This window comes from Gemmatimonadales bacterium, assembly GCA_035502185.1.
GTDB lineage: Bacteria > Gemmatimonadota > Gemmatimonadetes > Gemmatimonadales > JACORV01 > Fen-1245.
The window spans coordinates 24,005-38,545 of sequence record DATJUT010000018.1; the positions used below are offsets into that span (position 1 = coordinate 24,005).

Below are 14,541 nucleotides of genomic sequence, written 5' to 3' on the forward strand. Positions count from 1 at the left end.
GTGGACGTGGAGCTTCAGGGCCTGCGCTTCGAGCGGGATCACCGGCTGGTGCTCGACATTCCCTTCGCCAGGTTCGCATCGGGAAGGACGAGTGCCGTGCTGGGGCCGAACGGCGCCGGGAAGACCACGCTGCTCCGGCTGATCGCGGGCGTGGAGCAGCCGACGGCGGGAGTCATCCGCATCGGCGGCCGGCCGCTGTCGCGGCCGAGCGGGTCGCGCACGCCGACAGCCCTCTCCTTCCAGAGGCCGACGTTCGTGCGCGGCACCGTCCGGGACAACCTCGATCTCGCGCTGCGACTGCGGGGCGTCCCGGCCGCCGAGCGGCGGACCAGGATCGGCGACGTGGCCGCGCGCTGCGGCCTCGAGCGGCTGCTGGACCGGCCGGCGGGCAGGCTGTCGGGCGGCGAAGCGCAGCGCACCGGTCTCGCCCGGGCCCTGGTGCTGCGGGCGCCCGTCACGCTGCTGGACGAGCCGCTCAGTGGAGTGGACGCGGCGGGCCGCGCGCGCCTGCTGGCCGAGCTGCCCGCGCTCCTTTCGGAGTACGCCAGCACCACGATCGTGGTCACGCATCAACGCGACGAGGCGCTCGCGCTGGCGAGCACGATGAGCGTCCTGACCGACGGCCACCTCGAAGACGGCGCCCCGGCGGGGAGCGCGGACCAGCTCCGGGGCACGACTCCAACCGACTGACCGGGCGCTAGCGGTAGGCCTTCACGCCCGTGGCCTTGAAGCCGGCGTACACCGGCAGGCCTGCGCGCAGGCCGAGGCCGGCGACCGCCTGGCGGGTGACCTCGGCCACGAGCGGAGGACTGGTGCCCAGCGCGACGCGGACCCGGTCGCCGGCCGGGGGCTCGGGCACGATCTCCACGACGGGGCCGCGGAACACGTTCTGCGCGCTGCCGGCGGGCGGCTCCGGGTAGAGCGTGATCTCCTGCGGATTGACCGTCAGGAACACGTCGCCGTCCACGCCGGGATCGGCCACCGCCAGCATCCCGTCGGCCGTGCGGACGTGGGCCACGCCGCCGGCATCGCGGCTCACCACCGAACCCCGCAGCAGGTTCACCCCGAGCAGGGTCGCGACGTAGGCGGAGCGCGGGTGCCGCAGCAGCTCGTCGCGGCCGCCCACCTGCGTGAGGCTCCCGTCCTCGATCACGGCGATGGTGTCGCCGAACACCGTGGCGTCCAGCGGGCTGTGGGTGACGAAGACGGTGGCCCCGGACAGCTCCGCCAGCAGCGAGCACAGCTCGCCGCGCACGGCTTGGCGGGTGCCGAGGTCCAGCGCCGAGAGCGGCTCGTCCAGCAGCAGCAGCCGTGGCTCGGTGACCGTCGCCCGCGCGAGCGCGACGCGCTGCTGCTGCCCGCCCGACAGCTCCGCCGGACGGCGGCGCGCCAGGGCCGTGATGCCCAGCCGGTCCAGCGCCGCGTCCACGCGCTCGCGCGCGGCGCCGCGCGGGAGGCCCCGGGCCCGCAGGCCGAACGCCACGTTCTCGTGGACCGTGAGGTGCGGGAACAGCGCGTAGTCCTGGGCGACGTAGCCCACCTCGCGCTCCCAGGCCGGCAGCTCGACTCCGGCCTCCGCGTCGAAGTACACGCGGTCGCCCACCGCGATGCGGCCGGCGTCGGGCCGGTCCAGGCCCGCGAGCAGGCGGAGCAGCGTCGTCTTGCCGGCGCCGCTCTCGCCCACCACGACGAGCGTGGCGCCTTCCGGCGTCTCGACGGCGACGTCGAGCGCGAAGCCGCCGCGCCGCTTAGCGAGCGTCGCCCGGAGCACGACCCACCCAGGGCACCCGGGGCGGCCGGCGAGCCAGCCGGAGCCCGAGCAGCACGGTGAACGACAGGACGAGCAGGATCACCGACAGCGCGACCGCGCTCTGGAGGTCGGTCTGCAGCCCGATGTACACCGCCAGCGGCAGCGTCTGCGTCCTGCCGGGGAGGTTGCCGGCGAACATGATCGTCGCGCCGAACTCGCCGAGCGCGCGCGCCCAGCTCATCGCGCCGCCGGCGACGAGCGACGGCAGCGCCAGCGGCATCAGCACCCGCCGGAACGCGTACCCCGGAGTCGCGCGGAGCGTCGCCGCGGCGTCGGCGTAGCGCGATTCGACCTCCCGGAGGCCGGCGGTGGCCGCCGAGATGAAGAAGGGACAGGCGACGAACACCTGCGCCAGCACGACGGCGAGGGTGGTGAAGGGGATGGAGAGACCGACGGCGCCGAGCGCGCGGCCCGCGAGCCCCGCCCGGCCGAAGGCCAGCAGCAGGCCGACGCCCGCCACCGTGGGTGGCAGCACCATCGGCAGCTCGACCAGCACTTCGAGCACGCGCTTGCCGCGGAACCGCTTGGTGGCGAGGACGTAGGCGGCGGGAAGACCGAGGCCCGCCACTGCGAGCGTGGCGCACACGCTGGTTTCCAGGCTGAGGCGCAGCGCCGTCAACGAGGCCCGCGTGGCGAGGCGAGCCCACAGCTCGGCGGGAGGCACGCGCACCAGCAGGCTCACGAGCGGCAGGCCGAGAAAGGCGAGCAGCACGCCGACGGCCGCCAGCACGCCGACCTCCCACAGCACCGGACCCACGCGGCGCCCGGCCGTCACCCGCGCCGCGGGGTCCGTGGTCAGTCGCCCACGGCGGCGAGGAGCCCGTTCGCCCGCAGCACGGCCTGCCCGGGGGGCGAGAGCAGCAGCGCGACGAATGCGCGCGCGTCCTCCGGGTCGGGCGCGTGGCGTAGCACCGCGACCGGGTAGTCGGCGACGACGTTCGCCGCATCGGGCACCTCGATCCGCCTCACGCGAGGCGCGACCTCCGCGGTGACGTCGGAGACGTACACGATGCCGGCGTCGGCCTCGCCGAGCTGCACCTTGGCGACCACCGCCTTCACGTTCTCCTCGTTCGAGACCACGTTGGCCAGCGCGCGCCGGCCGAACTCCGCCGTGAACCCGGGCAGCCTCGAGAGGTTGAGCAGCGCTGCCCGGGCGTACCGCCCGGCCGGGACCGCGTCGGCCGCGAGCACCAGCTTGAGGCCGGGCCGCGCCAGGTCCCGCAGGCCCGCGATCGGCGCCGCCGCCGGCGTGATCACCACCAGGCGGTTGTGGGCGAAGACCCGCGGCGTGCCCTCCACCAGGCCGCTGTCGCGCACGTCGGCCATCCAGCGCTGGTCCGCGGACGCGAACACGTCCGCGGCCGCGCCCTGCTCGATCTGGAGCGCCAGCTGCTGGGAGCCTGCGAAGTTGAACCTGACCTCGAGACCCGGAGTCCGCCGCTCGAGCGAGTCGCCGAGGTCGGAGAACGCCCGGGTGAGCGATGCCGCCGCGAAGACCGTCAGCGTGCGGCTCGGTGCCGCCGGAAGCCGGACCAGGGGGCGAGGCCGTCCCCCGGGATGGACGGCAACGGCCAGCGCCAGGCAGGCCGGCGCCCCGAGCCACGAACCCCGCTTCAGGACGCGCACGGCGTCAGCCCTTGCCTATCATCACTTCGGTGGACTTGATCACGGCGAACACGTCGTCGCCGGCCCTGAGCCGCAGCCGCCTCGCCGAGCCGCTCGTGATGACGGACACCAGCTCCTGGTCGCCGATCCGCACCCGCACCTCGGCCATGACGCCGTCCAGCTTCACCGACCGGATCGTGCCGCGGAGCTGGTTGCGGGCGCTCAGCTCGACCGGCGCGCTCGCCATCGGACCGGGCGCGCCCAGCAGTCGGTCCAGCTCCTCCCGCCGGAACAGCCACTTTCGGCCGACCCGGACGGCGGGGAGCTTGCCCGCCCGCGACAGGCGCTGCACGCGCTTGACGCTGAGGTGCAGGACGGCCGCCGCTTCCTCGGCGTTCAATGTGTTCATAGATGTCTCTAGATATCCTAACGTGTCCTCAATGGAAGCGGCAGGGCCGGGTGCCCGTCGCCGGGGCACCCGGCGCGGCCGTGCCGCGGCACGGCGCGGCGGGCGCGATCTCGCCGTCCGCGGCCGGGGCGGCCGGCGGCGGCGGCGCGTGTGCTAGGTTATTGCTCGATCACGGACGGGGAGGGACGGAGCGATGGCCGTACGGATCGTTCGACTCGGAAGCGCGCGGGGCCGCGGCGAGGGCCTCCGGATCGGCACCGTGCGGCATCCGCCGCGGGGCGTGCCGAAGGCTCAGCACGCGGCGCAGAACTGGTACGACGTGTGGCTCCCGGAGCTGGCGCCGAGCGCCCAGCTGGTGAAGCTCGCGCAGGCCGCGGACACGCCGGGCGCGTGGGTCCGGTTCGTCAAGCGCTACCGCTCCGAGATGGCGGCGCCGGAGAAGGCCCGGCTGCTGCGGCTCCTGGCCGCGCTGTCGCGCGAGTCCAACTTCTCGGTGGGCTGCTACTGCGCGGACGAGGCTCGCTGCCACCGCTCGGTGCTGCGCCGGCTGCTCGAGGAGCAGGGCGCCGAGGTCGCGTAGCGGCGGGCGACCGCCGGCGCGGTCGGCTCGCTAGCGCCCCTCGCTCGTGCCGAGCGGCGGCGCGCTCTCCTGCTCCTGGAGGACGGCCGGGCGCCGGGCCTCGCGCAGCGCGCGCGACCACACCCCCACCAGCAGCGCGCTCCCGACCACGACGACGGCCACGAAAGCCGCGATGATGGCGAGCGCGCGCACCCGGCCGCTCACCGGCACGGTCGAGCCTTCCACCAGGGCGGGGTCGAGCGCGGCGATGCGCTTGGAGAGCGGGGGATGGGTCCCGAACCACTCGCCGATGGTGAGCCAGCCGGTGGCGAGGTCCTCGCGCTGCCGGGCGAGCGCGCGCCGGTTCACGGCCGGGGCGTGCTTCCCGCCCGCCGCCAGGATCGTGAGCCCGAGGAGGGCGCCGCTCCGATCGCCGGCGCCGGCCAGGCCGTAGCGGTCGCAGGTGTATTCGCGCGCCCGCGACAGGGCGGTGCCGAGGAAGGGGACGAACATCGCCGGGGCCATGAGCCAGCGCACCTTCACGTGGCCGGCTTTGAGGTGGCCCAGCTCGTGGGCGATGATCATGTCCCGCGCCGCCTCGTCGTCGCCGCACGCCTCGAGCAGGTCCGAATACAGCACGATCAGGTTGAGGCCGAGGAACCGGGTGGCGAACGCGTTGAGCGCGCCGCCCGCCTGCATCAGGTACGCGTCGGGGAGGTCGTCGAGGCCGATGCGGGTCGCGATGTCCAGCACGCGGCGATAGAGCTCGGGGAACTGGTCGGGCCCCAGGCGCACCGCGCTGCCGCGCACCTGGGCGACCAGGATCGCGTGCGCGACGAAGAAGAACAGCCCGAACGCCAGGGCGTAGACCGCGCCCACCACCGTGACGACCAGCAGCAGGTAGATCCCCAGCGACACGAGGATGCACAGGGCCTGGAGCGGCAGCTCGGTCGGCCAGCGCTCGACCGCGGCGCCCGGCGCGTTCATGGTGGCAGTCATCGGTTCCCTCCGCGGGTGGGTGGCCGGCTCGTGGGACCAGACTACGGGTCGTGCGTCAGCGGAGCGTTAGGGCGAGCGCGAAACAGGGTCGGAGCCCCGGCCGCACGCCGCGCGGGGCTCGCCGGGGAGCGGGCGGAGCCCGGTGCCCGACCCGGGCGCGGAGGTGAATACGGGACCGCCCAACGGTATGTTCCGATAGACCGTCGGTTTCCCCCGATCCAGATCGCTCGGCTCACCCGTCACGAGAAAGGCCGCGGCAGGGCAATGTGCGGATTCGTCGGAGTGTTCGATCTCAAGAAGGATGCGGACTCGCTGAGGACCCAGGTCCTCACGATGTCGAAGAAGGTCCGCCATCGCGGACCCGACTGGTCGGGGGTGTTCCTGTCGGAGAAGGCCATCCTCGCCCACGAGCGCCTCGCCATCGTGGATCCGCAGTCCGGCCGCCAGCCGCTGTACAGCAAGGACGGCAACCTCGTCCTCGCGGTGAACGGCGAGATCTACAACCACGAGGACATCCGGGGCGGGCTCAACGGCTCGTACGAGTTCCTCACCCACTCCGACTGCGAGGTGATCCTCGCGCTGTACCGCCAGAAGGGGGTCGGCTTCCTCGAGGACCTGAACGGCATCTTCGCGTTCGCGCTGTACGACAAGGCCGAGGACGCGTACCTCATCGCCCGGGACCACATGGGCGTCGTGCCGCTGTACATGGGCTGGGACCAGTACGGGAACTTCTACGTGGCCTCGGAGCTGAAGGCGCTGGAAGGGGTGTGCCGCAAGTTCGAGGAGTTCCCGCCCGGCCACTACCTGTGGAGCAAGGAAGGCAAGCTGCACCGCTGGTACGAGCGCGACTGGATGGCGTACGCGGCGGTGGAGCACAACGCGACCGACCGGAGCCTGCTGCGGCGCGCGCTGGAGCAGGCGGTGCACCGGCAGCTGATGTCCGACGTGCCCTACGGTGTGCTGCTGTCGGGCGGGCTGGACTCGTCCATCATCTCGGCCACGGCCAAGCGCTTCGCCTCGCGGCGCGTCGAGTCGCACGACACGCAGGAGGCGTGGTGGCCGCAGCTGCACTCGTTCGCCGTCGGGCTCGAGGGCTCGCCCGACCTGGCGGCGGCCCGGCAGGTGGCCGAGCACATCGGGACGGTCCACCACGAGATCCACTTCACCATCCAGGAGGGCCTCGACGCCCTCCGCGACGTGATCTTCCACCTCGAGACCTACGACGTCACCACGGTGCGCGCCTCGACGCCGATGTACCTGATGGCGCGGGTGATCAAGTCGATGGGCGTGAAGATGGTGCTCTCCGGCGAGGGGGCGGACGAGGTGTTCGGCGGGTACCTCTACTTCCACAAGGCGCCCGACGCCCGGGCGTTCCACGAGGAGACCGTCCGCAAGCTGAGCAAGCTGCACCTGTACGACTGCCTGCGGGCCAACAAGTCGCTCGCGGCGTGGGGCGTCGAAGGCCGGGTGCCGTTCCTCGACAAGGACTTCCTCGACGTCGCGATGCGGCTCAACCCCGCGGACAAGATGGTCCGCGAGGGGCACATCGAGAAGTGGGTGCTGCGGAAGACCTTCGAGGACACGCTGCCGGCGACCGTGGCGTGGCGGCAGAAGGAGCAGTTTTCCGACGGCGTGGGCTACAGCTGGATCGACACCCTCAAGCAGATGACCGCGCGGGCCGTGACCGACGACGAGCTGGCGCACGCCCGGTTCCGGTTCCCGATCAACCCGCCGTTGTCGAAGGAGGAGTACTTCTACCGCTCCCTGTTCCACGAGCACTTCCCGTCCGACTCGGCGGCCGCGTGCGTGCCGTCGGTGCCGTCGGTGGCGTGCAGCACGCCGGAGGCGCTGGCCTGGGACGCCGCATTCAGGAACGCGAACGACCCGTCGGGTCGCGCCGTGAAGGCGGTGCACCAGCAGGCGTACCGCTAGCGCCGTACACGTCGGCGCCGAAGGCCGCCAGGCCCGGACGTCCGGCGTAGCCGAGGTAGGGCAGGGCGAAGATCTGCTCGAGGCTCTCGAGCAGCGCGTAGTGGTTGTAGGGCACGTCGGAGACGGTGCCCGCCCTGACGAACGGCGAGACCAGCACCGCCCCGGTGCGCCCGCCTCCCGGCCCGGAGATCCCGGGCCGGTCCGTGTTCGGTCCGGTGGGCTCGTCGCAGCACGCCGACGCGTCGTCGGATCCCGCCTCGTCGAACGTCACGATCAGGAGCCCGTCGCGGAACGCCGGTGCGTGCGTGATCACGGGCACCAGGCGCGCGAGGAACCGGTCGGCGGATCCCAGTCCGCCGGGCCGCTCGCCGTCCGCGCACCGCGCGTCGTGCCCGTCGTGGCAGAGATTGGGCGAGATGAACGCGAGGTTGGGCGTGCGCCCGGCCGTCGCGAGGTCGGCTGCGAGAGCGGACAGCGGCACGACGTTCGCCCGGCACGACGCCGAGTCGATGATGGCATGGAAGTACACGAACGGGTCGTGCTTGGCGGCGTACTGGTCCCGGCGATGCGCGGTCTGGGTGCGGTCCCGCGCGCCGACGCGCGGGTGGCCGCACGCGGCGGCCTCCCGCCTGGGTTCGTTCCCCATGTCCTCCATGTACGCCTTCCAGGACAGGTGCGCGGCTGCGAGCTGGTTGGCGATCGTGCGCACGTGGGCCGGGTAGATGCAGCCGCGGCCGACGGGCTGGCCGTCGGGCGCGACGCCGGTCTCCCGGAACTCCTCGTAGACGCGGCAGTCCGCCTGGGTCGCCATGTCGGGGGCGATCCCGCTGATCATCGCGAGGTAGTTGTCGAGGCTGTTGTGGCCGGTCGCGTAGTACTGGCGCAGCAGGGCGCCCGAGGGGGCCAGGGTGTCGGCGAGGTAGGGGGCGGCCGTGCCCGGCCCGAAGGTGGTGGCGTAGCCCTCGTTCTCCAGCACGATCACGAACACGTGGCGCACGGGAGGCGGCGCGCCGACCCGCGCCGCGGCGGGCGCGGCCGCCCCGCCTCGGGTCGTGCGTTCCCGCCCGCCACCGCAGGCCAGCGCGAGGAGCGCCGTGAGTGCCGCGGCGGACGGGAGAAGCCTCGCTACGGGCGTACCTCCTCCACCGTTTGCAGGATCTTGTCGCGGGTGACCGGCATCCGCATCGTGCGCGCCGCGCCCAGGCCCTGCATCACGGCCAGCAGGTCCACGCCGCTGAAGGTCGGCCGGCCGGCCATCGCCACCACGCGGGCGTCCGGGTAGCGGCGCCGCAGCTGGCGCAGGAAGTCGGTCGGGTCCATGCGTCCCGTCGTGAGCACGTCGAGGAAGACGACGTCCGCCGGCACCGTCTCGTAGGCGACGAGGCCGATGCTGGCGTCGCCCGCCTCCACCACCTCGTGGCCGGCGCCGGCGAGCATCGTGGCCATGTGGCCGCGGACCGCCTCGTTCTGGTCGATGAGGAGGATCCGGGCCGCGCGGGAGTTGGGCACCACGGCGGCGCGGCCGCAGCCGAGGCAGACCACCCGGCGCGCGATCTCGGCGCCGCGCCGCCGCGCCGGGCCGAGCGTGAACGAGCCGCCGCAGGCCGGGCAGGTGACGGGTCCGGGCGTGGCGAACCGCGTCCGCAGCTGGTCCATGTGCTCGATGGTGTACGGCGTGGGGGTGTCGCGCCGCCGACGTCCGAGCCGGCGCGAGAGCTGCATCCGGCGGTCCGGGACCAGGCGGCGGGCGGCCTGGCGGCGGTCGGGCCGGCCGCGCCGCTCGGAGTGAAACTGCTGCGCCGCGCTGCGGCGGTCGCGGCGCCGCCGGTCGGCGTCGGTGCGTCGCGCCAGCGGCGAGCGCCTGTCCCACAGCCGCCGGCGCTCCGCCCGCCGGCGCCGCACGGAGGTTGTCTCCACTCGGCCCCTATCCCGTTCGTGCCGGCACCAAGATAATCGTCCCGCGCGCCATGGCCATCGTCTCTACCGCGGGCTGCGCCATTTCGCGATATTCAGGGTCCCTCAGCATTCACGCAGCCACCGAGCCGCACGCACCGCAGCCGCGGAGGGCCCCTCGTGTACGCCTCGATCTCCTTGCTCGCGCTGACGCTCGGCCTGTCCGGGGCGCCCCGGGACGGGCGGGAGCTGATCCGCGCGATGCACGACCGGTATGCCGGATCCTGGTATCGCACCCTCGCGTTCACGCAGCACAACACCGCCACCGACACCGCCGGCAAGGAGACGTACTCCACCTGGCGGGAGTGCGCGACGTTTCCGGGCAACCTCCGGATCGACTTTCTCCCCGCAGACAGCGGCGGCGGCGTCCTGTTCCGCAGCGACTCCGAGTTCGTGTTCGCGCACGACACGCTGGCCCGGACGGTGCCCCTGATCCACTCGCTCCTGGTGCTCGGCTTCGACGTGTACGTCCAGCCGGCGGACACGACGCTCGCCAAGCTCGCGCGGCTCGGCATCGACCTCGGCGCGATGCACGAGGACACCTGGCAGGGACGGCCGGTGTACGTGGTGGGCGCCGCGGCCGGCGACACGACCCACGTGCAGTTCTGGGTGGACCGGGAGCGGCTGGTGTTCGTCCGGATGCTGCAGCAGGTGGGCCGGCCCGGCGCGACCCGGCTGGCCGACACCCGGTTCGAGGACTACCGCCCGGTGGGCCAGGCGTGGCTCTCGGCCCGGGTGGTCTTCGTGGTCGGCGGCCGGCCCGTGTGGCGCGAGGAGTACGTGGACATCCAGACCGGCCAGCCGCTCGACGCGAGCCTGTTCGACCCCCGGCAATTCGCCGCCGCGCGCCCGAAGAGCTGACGCTCAGCCCTCGCCCGCCATGAGCGCTGCCGGCCGCTCGCGCGCGGCGCGCCAGGCCGGGACGTAGGCGCCGGCCAGCGCGGCGGCGCCGAGCAGCACGCTCGACCGCACCACCGCGCCCGGATCCCACGCCGGCAGCGTCTCCGCGAGCCGGTGCACGGCGTCCCACACCATCATCCCCACCCAGGCGCCGACGGCCGTGCCCCACGCGGCCACCGCCGCGGCGCGCGCGAGCACGTAGCGCCGCACCTGGGGCCGGCGGGCTCCGGCCGCGCGCCGGAGGCCCAGCTCGCCCAGGAGCGAGGCCACCCACAGCCACATCACGGCGAAGGTCCCGAACGTCGCGAGGGCCAGCATGGCCCAGCCCTCCACCCCGAACGCGCGGGAGAACCAGCGGAGCGGCGCCGCCTCGGCGTCGAACAGCGCCGCGGCGGTGACGGGCCCGTCCGCGGAGACCCCGGGCCCGAGCGCGGCGCCGATCGCGGCGCGCAGCCCGGCCGCGTCCGGCGCGCCGCGTGAGCGCACCAGCAACTCGGCATCGGCGGCCGGATGCTGGAGCACGCTGGTGTAGACGACGAACCGCGGCGCGAGCGTCGCCCCCAGCCCCACGGCCCGCGCGTCGTCCACGACGCCCACCACGGTGTGCCGCGCATCCGGGCCGTAGCCCAGGAACAGCGTCCCGCCGACGCCGCCGAAGTGCATGGCGAACGAGCGGTTGACGACGGCCGCGCGCGGCGCCGCCGGGCCATCGGCGTCGGCGAGCCACCGGCCGGCGAGGAGGCGCAGCCCCATCGCGTGGAAGCTGTCCGCCGACAGGACGCAGTGCACGGAGTAGAAGGCGCTCTCCGCGGTCACGTCGACCGCCGCGGCGACGCTCCCGAGCCCGACGAGGGCGCCGGGGCTCGACAGGCTGGCCAGCGCCACGGCGTGGTCCGAGCGGAGCCGGTGCAGCAGCCCGCCGTAGCCCGCGGCGCGCTGCGCCGCCGGCATCCCCGCCGCGTGGATCTCGAACACCAGGTCGCCGGCGCCCGCGGCGGTCCCGGCGGGCGCGACCCGCTCCGCCCCGCGGCGCAGCATCGCGGCCGCCGCCAGCACGGTGAGGCTGAGCCCCAGCTGCAGCGCGGGCACGACCAGGCCGAGCGACGTGGGATCCACCGCGCTGCTCTTCGCCGGCCGGCGTACGAGCGCGACCGGCAGCAACGAGCCCAGCACCAGCGCGCCGGCCACGGCGAGAGCCACCGCCAGGCCGGGGTGGCCCGCCGGCGGCGCCAGGCTCCCGGGCCACGCCGCACCGAGGGCGCGCCCGGCCGCCAGTCCGACGGCTCCGCCCGCGAGCAGCGCGGCGGCGCCGATCATCGCGCCCTCGACCAGGTGCGTCACCAGCAGCGCGCGGCTCGACGCGCCGACCGCGCGGCGGATCGCGATCTCCCGCCCACGGGCGGAGGCGCGGGCGGCGAACAGCGCGACGAGCGTCAGCAGCGCCACCACCACCAGCCCCACGGTCACCGCGGCCAGCAGCCCGAACAGCGACCCCACGGCGTCGCGCCGCAGATCCGCGGGCCCCGTCGCCGCGCGGATCCACTCGAAGCCGGCGTCGAGCAGCCCCCCGGCCGGCAGGCGGAGGCGCGTGCCGATGCCCGCGCTCCACGTGGCGAGCTGCGTCACCGGCAGGGAAGCCCCCAGGGCGACCGTGCCCGCCGCTACGGCGAGCAGCGCGGTGCCCCAGTACGCCCGGAGGCCACGGAGCGCCGAGCCGGCGAGGCGGGCTGCCGCGCGGCCTCGCACGCTACACGTTGAACCGGATGTGGAGGATGTCGCCGTCGGCGACCGGGTGATCCTTGCCGCCGAGCTGCAGCTTGCCCGCCTCGCGCACCGCGTGCTCGGAGCCGTACTCCATGAACACGGAGTAGGGAATCACCTCGGCCCTGATGAAGCCGCGCTCGAGATCGCTGTGGATCTTCCCCGCGGCCTGCTTCGCGTTGCTCCCCCGGCGCACCGGCCACGCCCGCACCTCGTCGGGACCGACGGTGAAGAACGAGATGAGGTCGAGCAGGGCGTAGGCCGTGTGGATGAACCGGGTCAGCGCGGACTCCGCAAGGCCGAGATCCGCCAGGAACGCGGCCTGGTCGGCGGCGTCCATCTTCGCGATCTCCGCCTCCACGCTGGCCGAGAGGACCAGGCCCGCCGCGCGAATGGCCTCGAGCCGCGCGGCCATCCCGGCGGGCAGCGGCACGGCGGCCTCGTCCTCGCTGCGGTTCAGGACGACCATCAGCGGCCGGTCGGTGAGGAACCCGTAGCCGGTGAGCTTGCTGCGGTCGAGCGCCTGCGCCGTCAGCGAGCGGAGCGGCAGCTCCTGCTCCAGCGTCTGCCGCATCAGCTCGAACGCCGCCACCTCGAGCGGGTCAATCTTCTCCTTCTTGGACCGGTCCAGCCGCCGCTCCACCATCGCCAGGTCGGTGAGGATGCACTCGGCGTGGAACGCCTCGAGGTCCGCCGCGGGGTCGGGCGTGGCGTCGAGGGCCGGGTTGTCGAAGGCGCGCAGCACGAGGCACAACACGTCCTGGTCGCGGATCTGCTGCAGGGCCTTCGGGGAGAGGCCCTTCTTCTCCGCGCCGTGCTCGCCCGGGATGTCGCTGAAGACGATCTCGGCGTAGGTGGTCTTCTTGGGGCTGAAGATCTTCGACAGTTTGTCGATCCGCTCGTCGGGCACCTTGACCGTGCCGAGGTGCAGCTCGCCGCCGAAGCCGACCGGCACGTCGAGCCCGGTCAGCGTGTTGAACACCGTGGTCTTCCCCGAACCCGCGAAACCCACCAGGCCGATTTTCATGGCCCAAAACTACAGCGCCGACGCTCCGGTCGCCTCCCGATGTCGCCGTCCGTTCAGCGGGGAGGTCCGGCGGCCGTCGAGTCCTCCTGCCATCCGCCCCCAAGGGCCTTGTAGAGCCCGATCACCGCGTCCGCCTGCCTCACGCGCGCGACGACGGCGCCCATGGCGGCACTGAGCTGAGTCCGCTGCGCGTCCAGGACCTCGAGGAACGGCGACGTGCCGGCCGCGTAACGGTCCTCGGCCGCCCTGAGCGCCGCGGCCGCGTAGACGGCCTGCGAGTCGGCCGACGTGCGCCGCTCGCCCGCGAACCGCGTCGCGGCGAGCTGGTTCTCCGCATCCTGGAGGGCGCTCAGCACCGTGCCCTCGTACGCGATCAGCGCCTGGCGCCGCCGCGACTCCGCCGCGCGCACGTCCGCGAGCAGGCGTCCTCCCATGAACAGGGGTTGGGAGATCGACGCGGCGACGTTCCAGCCTGTTTCGGTGGTCGTCGGGGCGGCCATCGTGAACCCCTGGATGGTCGTGGTGGTTCCCGGCGTTCGGGACCACTGGAGCTCGGCGGTGAGGTTCAGGTGCGGAAAGAGCTGCGCCCGGGCCGCGCCGACGTCCGCGCCGGCCGCGGCCAGCGCCCGCTCCGCCGCGCGGACGTCGGGCCGCCGGGTCACGAGCGACGCTGGCAGGCCTGCCGGGACGGCTGCGAGCAGTTGGTCGCCCGGCGAGCCCGTGCGGGGAATCGCTCCCGGCGCGCGGCCCAGGAGGGTGCTCAGGGCGTTCTCCGCGTCGGCGGCCGCCTCCCTCAGGTCGATGGCCGTCTCGCGGGCAGCCTCGTAGAGGGCCTGCGCCTGGCGATGGTCCAGCTCCGCCGCGGGAGTGCCGTCGAAACGGCGCTTCGTCGTGTCCAGGTAGCCGCGGCGCGCCTCGAGCGCGCGGTTCACGACCTGCAGCTCCTGGTCCGTCGCCTGCAGATCCACGTAGGCCGACGCGACGGAAGCGACGAGCAACAGCGCGACCCCGCGCCTCTGCTCCTCGCTGGCCTGGAGCGAAGCGGCGGCACTGCGTGCGTAGCTCCGCTGAGTGCCGAAGACGTCCGGTTCCCAGCCCGCCGCGAGCTGCGCCGAGTAGTATGCCGAGGGGTAGGTGGTGCTCTCGCCCTCCTGCCGCACGCGCGCTTCGCCGCGGGTGTACGAGCCGCCGACCATGAGCGTGGGCAGGCGCGCGCCTTCGGCTGCGGCCAGCAGGGCGCGAGCCTCGGTCACCCGCTCCAGCGCCGCCCCCAGGTCGGTGTTCTGCGCCAGTGCGGTCCTGACCAGCCGCTCCAGCGTGGTGTCGCGGTAGATGCGCCACCAGGGCGTGTCGGCGGCGGTGGTCTCCGGCATGGCCGGTCCCTCCCGCCAGACCGAAGGGACGGCTTGCGGCGGAGGCTGATAGCGCGACGCGGTCGCGCAGGCGCACAGCGCGACGGCCGCGGCGGCGAGAGCCCGAGCACCCATCGTGACCCCCCGGGAACGAAATGCGAGACGGCCGGCACGGCCTGTCCCCGTCAGTGCCGGCAACGCCTCACGCTATGGGGGGGGCGTCAATCGAGCGTG

Annotated in this window: 14 protein-coding genes; 4 read left to right on the forward strand and 10 right to left on the reverse strand. The window is 73.9% G+C overall.

All coding sequences use genetic code 11. The features are described from left to right. Positions 1-690, forward strand: coding sequence for an ATP-binding cassette domain-containing protein (locus VMF70_02445; protein HTT66865.1), 690 nt, complete (start codon positions 1-3; stop codon positions 688-690). A gap of 7 nt (positions 691-697) precedes the next feature. Here the strand turns inward: VMF70_02445 and VMF70_02450 are convergent, their stop codons facing one another. From VMF70_02450 to VMF70_02465, 4 genes are read right to left on the reverse strand one after another with little or no spacing between them, the layout of a single operon-like run. After that, complete coding sequence (locus VMF70_02450; protein ID HTT66866.1) at positions 698-1,771, reverse strand: ABC transporter ATP-binding protein; 1,074 nt, start codon at positions 1,769-1,771, stop codon at positions 698-700. Further along, entirely contained in the window at positions 1,749-2,585 is an 837-nt protein-coding gene (locus VMF70_02455) for an ABC transporter permease (GenBank protein HTT66867.1), read from the reverse strand. The genes VMF70_02450 and VMF70_02455 overlap by 23 nt, the downstream gene beginning before the upstream one ends. 20 nt (positions 2,586-2,605) lie before the next feature. Then, positions 2,606-3,436 (reverse strand): molybdate ABC transporter substrate-binding protein, encoded by an 831-nt coding sequence (gene modA, locus VMF70_02460; protein ID HTT66868.1) that lies wholly within the window; start codon positions 3,434-3,436, stop codon positions 2,606-2,608. A 4-nt stretch (positions 3,437-3,440) separates the two neighbouring features. Continuing rightward, positions 3,441-3,824: a TOBE domain-containing protein gene (locus VMF70_02465; GenBank protein HTT66869.1), complete on the reverse strand. Its 384-nt coding sequence runs from the start codon at positions 3,822-3,824 to the stop codon at positions 3,441-3,443. A gap of 193 nt (positions 3,825-4,017) precedes the next feature. Here VMF70_02465 and VMF70_02470 point away from each other — a divergent pair, with 193 nt between their 5' ends. Then, positions 4,018-4,404 carry a DUF488 family protein gene (locus VMF70_02470; protein HTT66870.1) on the forward strand — a complete coding sequence of 129 codons (387 nt, stop codon included), beginning with the start codon at positions 4,018-4,020 and terminating at the stop codon, positions 4,402-4,404. 30 nt (positions 4,405-4,434) lie between these two features. Here the strand turns inward: VMF70_02470 and VMF70_02475 are convergent, their stop codons facing one another. After that, positions 4,435-5,382 carry a M48 family metallopeptidase gene (locus tag VMF70_02475; protein ID HTT66871.1) on the reverse strand — a complete coding sequence of 316 codons (948 nt, stop codon included), beginning with the start codon at positions 5,380-5,382 and terminating at the stop codon, positions 4,435-4,437. 264 nt (positions 5,383-5,646) lie between these two features. Here VMF70_02475 and asnB point away from each other — a divergent pair, with 264 nt between their 5' ends. Then, positions 5,647-7,314: an asparagine synthase B gene (gene asnB / locus VMF70_02480; protein ID HTT66872.1), complete on the forward strand. Its 1,668-nt coding sequence runs from the start codon at positions 5,647-5,649 to the stop codon at positions 7,312-7,314. Here the strand turns inward: asnB and VMF70_02485 are convergent. Together VMF70_02485 and VMF70_02490 are read right to left on the reverse strand one after the other, a co-directional pair. Next, complete coding sequence (locus tag VMF70_02485; GenBank protein HTT66873.1) at positions 7,250-8,311, reverse strand: alkaline phosphatase family protein; 1,062 nt, start codon at positions 8,309-8,311, stop codon at positions 7,250-7,252. The genes asnB and VMF70_02485 overlap by 65 nt on opposite strands. 128 nt (positions 8,312-8,439) lie before the next feature. Beyond that, positions 8,440-9,216, reverse strand: coding sequence for a response regulator (locus VMF70_02490; protein HTT66874.1), 777 nt, complete (start codon positions 9,214-9,216; stop codon positions 8,440-8,442). 171 nt (positions 9,217-9,387) lie between these two features. Between VMF70_02490 and VMF70_02495 the strand changes: the two genes are divergently transcribed. Then, a complete protein-coding gene (locus tag VMF70_02495; GenBank protein ID HTT66875.1) occupies positions 9,388-10,128 on the forward strand; it encodes a hypothetical protein in 741 nt (246 codons plus the stop codon). A gap of 3 nt (positions 10,129-10,131) precedes the next feature. Here the strand turns inward: VMF70_02495 and VMF70_02500 are convergent, their stop codons facing one another. From VMF70_02500 to VMF70_02510, 3 genes are read right to left on the reverse strand one after another with little or no spacing between them, the layout of a single operon-like run. Next, the gene (locus VMF70_02500) at positions 10,132-11,913 is read right to left on the reverse strand and encodes an FtsX-like permease family protein (protein ID HTT66876.1); all 1,782 of its coding nucleotides are present in this window, start codon (positions 11,911-11,913) and stop codon (positions 10,132-10,134) included. Position 11,914: 1 nt separating this feature from the next. Next, the gene (locus VMF70_02505; GenBank protein ID HTT66877.1) at positions 11,915-12,955 is read right to left on the reverse strand and encodes a DUF933 domain-containing protein; all 1,041 of its coding nucleotides are present in this window, start codon (positions 12,953-12,955) and stop codon (positions 11,915-11,917) included. Between the two features lie 53 nt (positions 12,956-13,008). After that, on the reverse strand, positions 13,009-14,442 hold the full coding sequence (locus tag VMF70_02510; GenBank protein ID HTT66878.1) for an efflux transporter outer membrane subunit: 1,434 nt from the start codon (positions 14,440-14,442) through the stop codon (positions 13,009-13,011). Between the last annotated feature and the right edge of the window lie 99 nt (positions 14,443-14,541).

Excerpts from the sequence above, each read along its gene's own strand:
- asnB (HTT66872.1), top strand. The coding sequence starts at position 5,647 with ATGTGCGGATTCGTCGGAGTGTTCGATCTCAAGAAGGATGCGGACTCG.
- VMF70_02465 (HTT66869.1), bottom strand. The coding sequence starts at position 3,824 with ATGAACACATTGAACGCCGAGGAAGCGGCGGCCGTCCTGCACCTCAGC.
- VMF70_02475 (HTT66871.1), bottom strand. The coding sequence starts at position 5,382 with ATGACTGCCACCATGAACGCGCCGGGCGCCGCGGTCGAGCGCTGGCCG.
- VMF70_02510 (HTT66878.1), bottom strand. The coding sequence starts at position 14,442 with ATGGGTGCTCGGGCTCTCGCCGCCGCGGCCGTCGCGCTGTGCGCCTGC.
- VMF70_02505 (HTT66877.1), bottom strand. The coding sequence starts at position 12,955 with ATGAAAATCGGCCTGGTGGGTTTCGCGGGTTCGGGGAAGACCACGGTG.
- VMF70_02470 (HTT66870.1), top strand. The coding sequence starts at position 4,018 with ATGGCCGTACGGATCGTTCGACTCGGAAGCGCGCGGGGCCGCGGCGAG.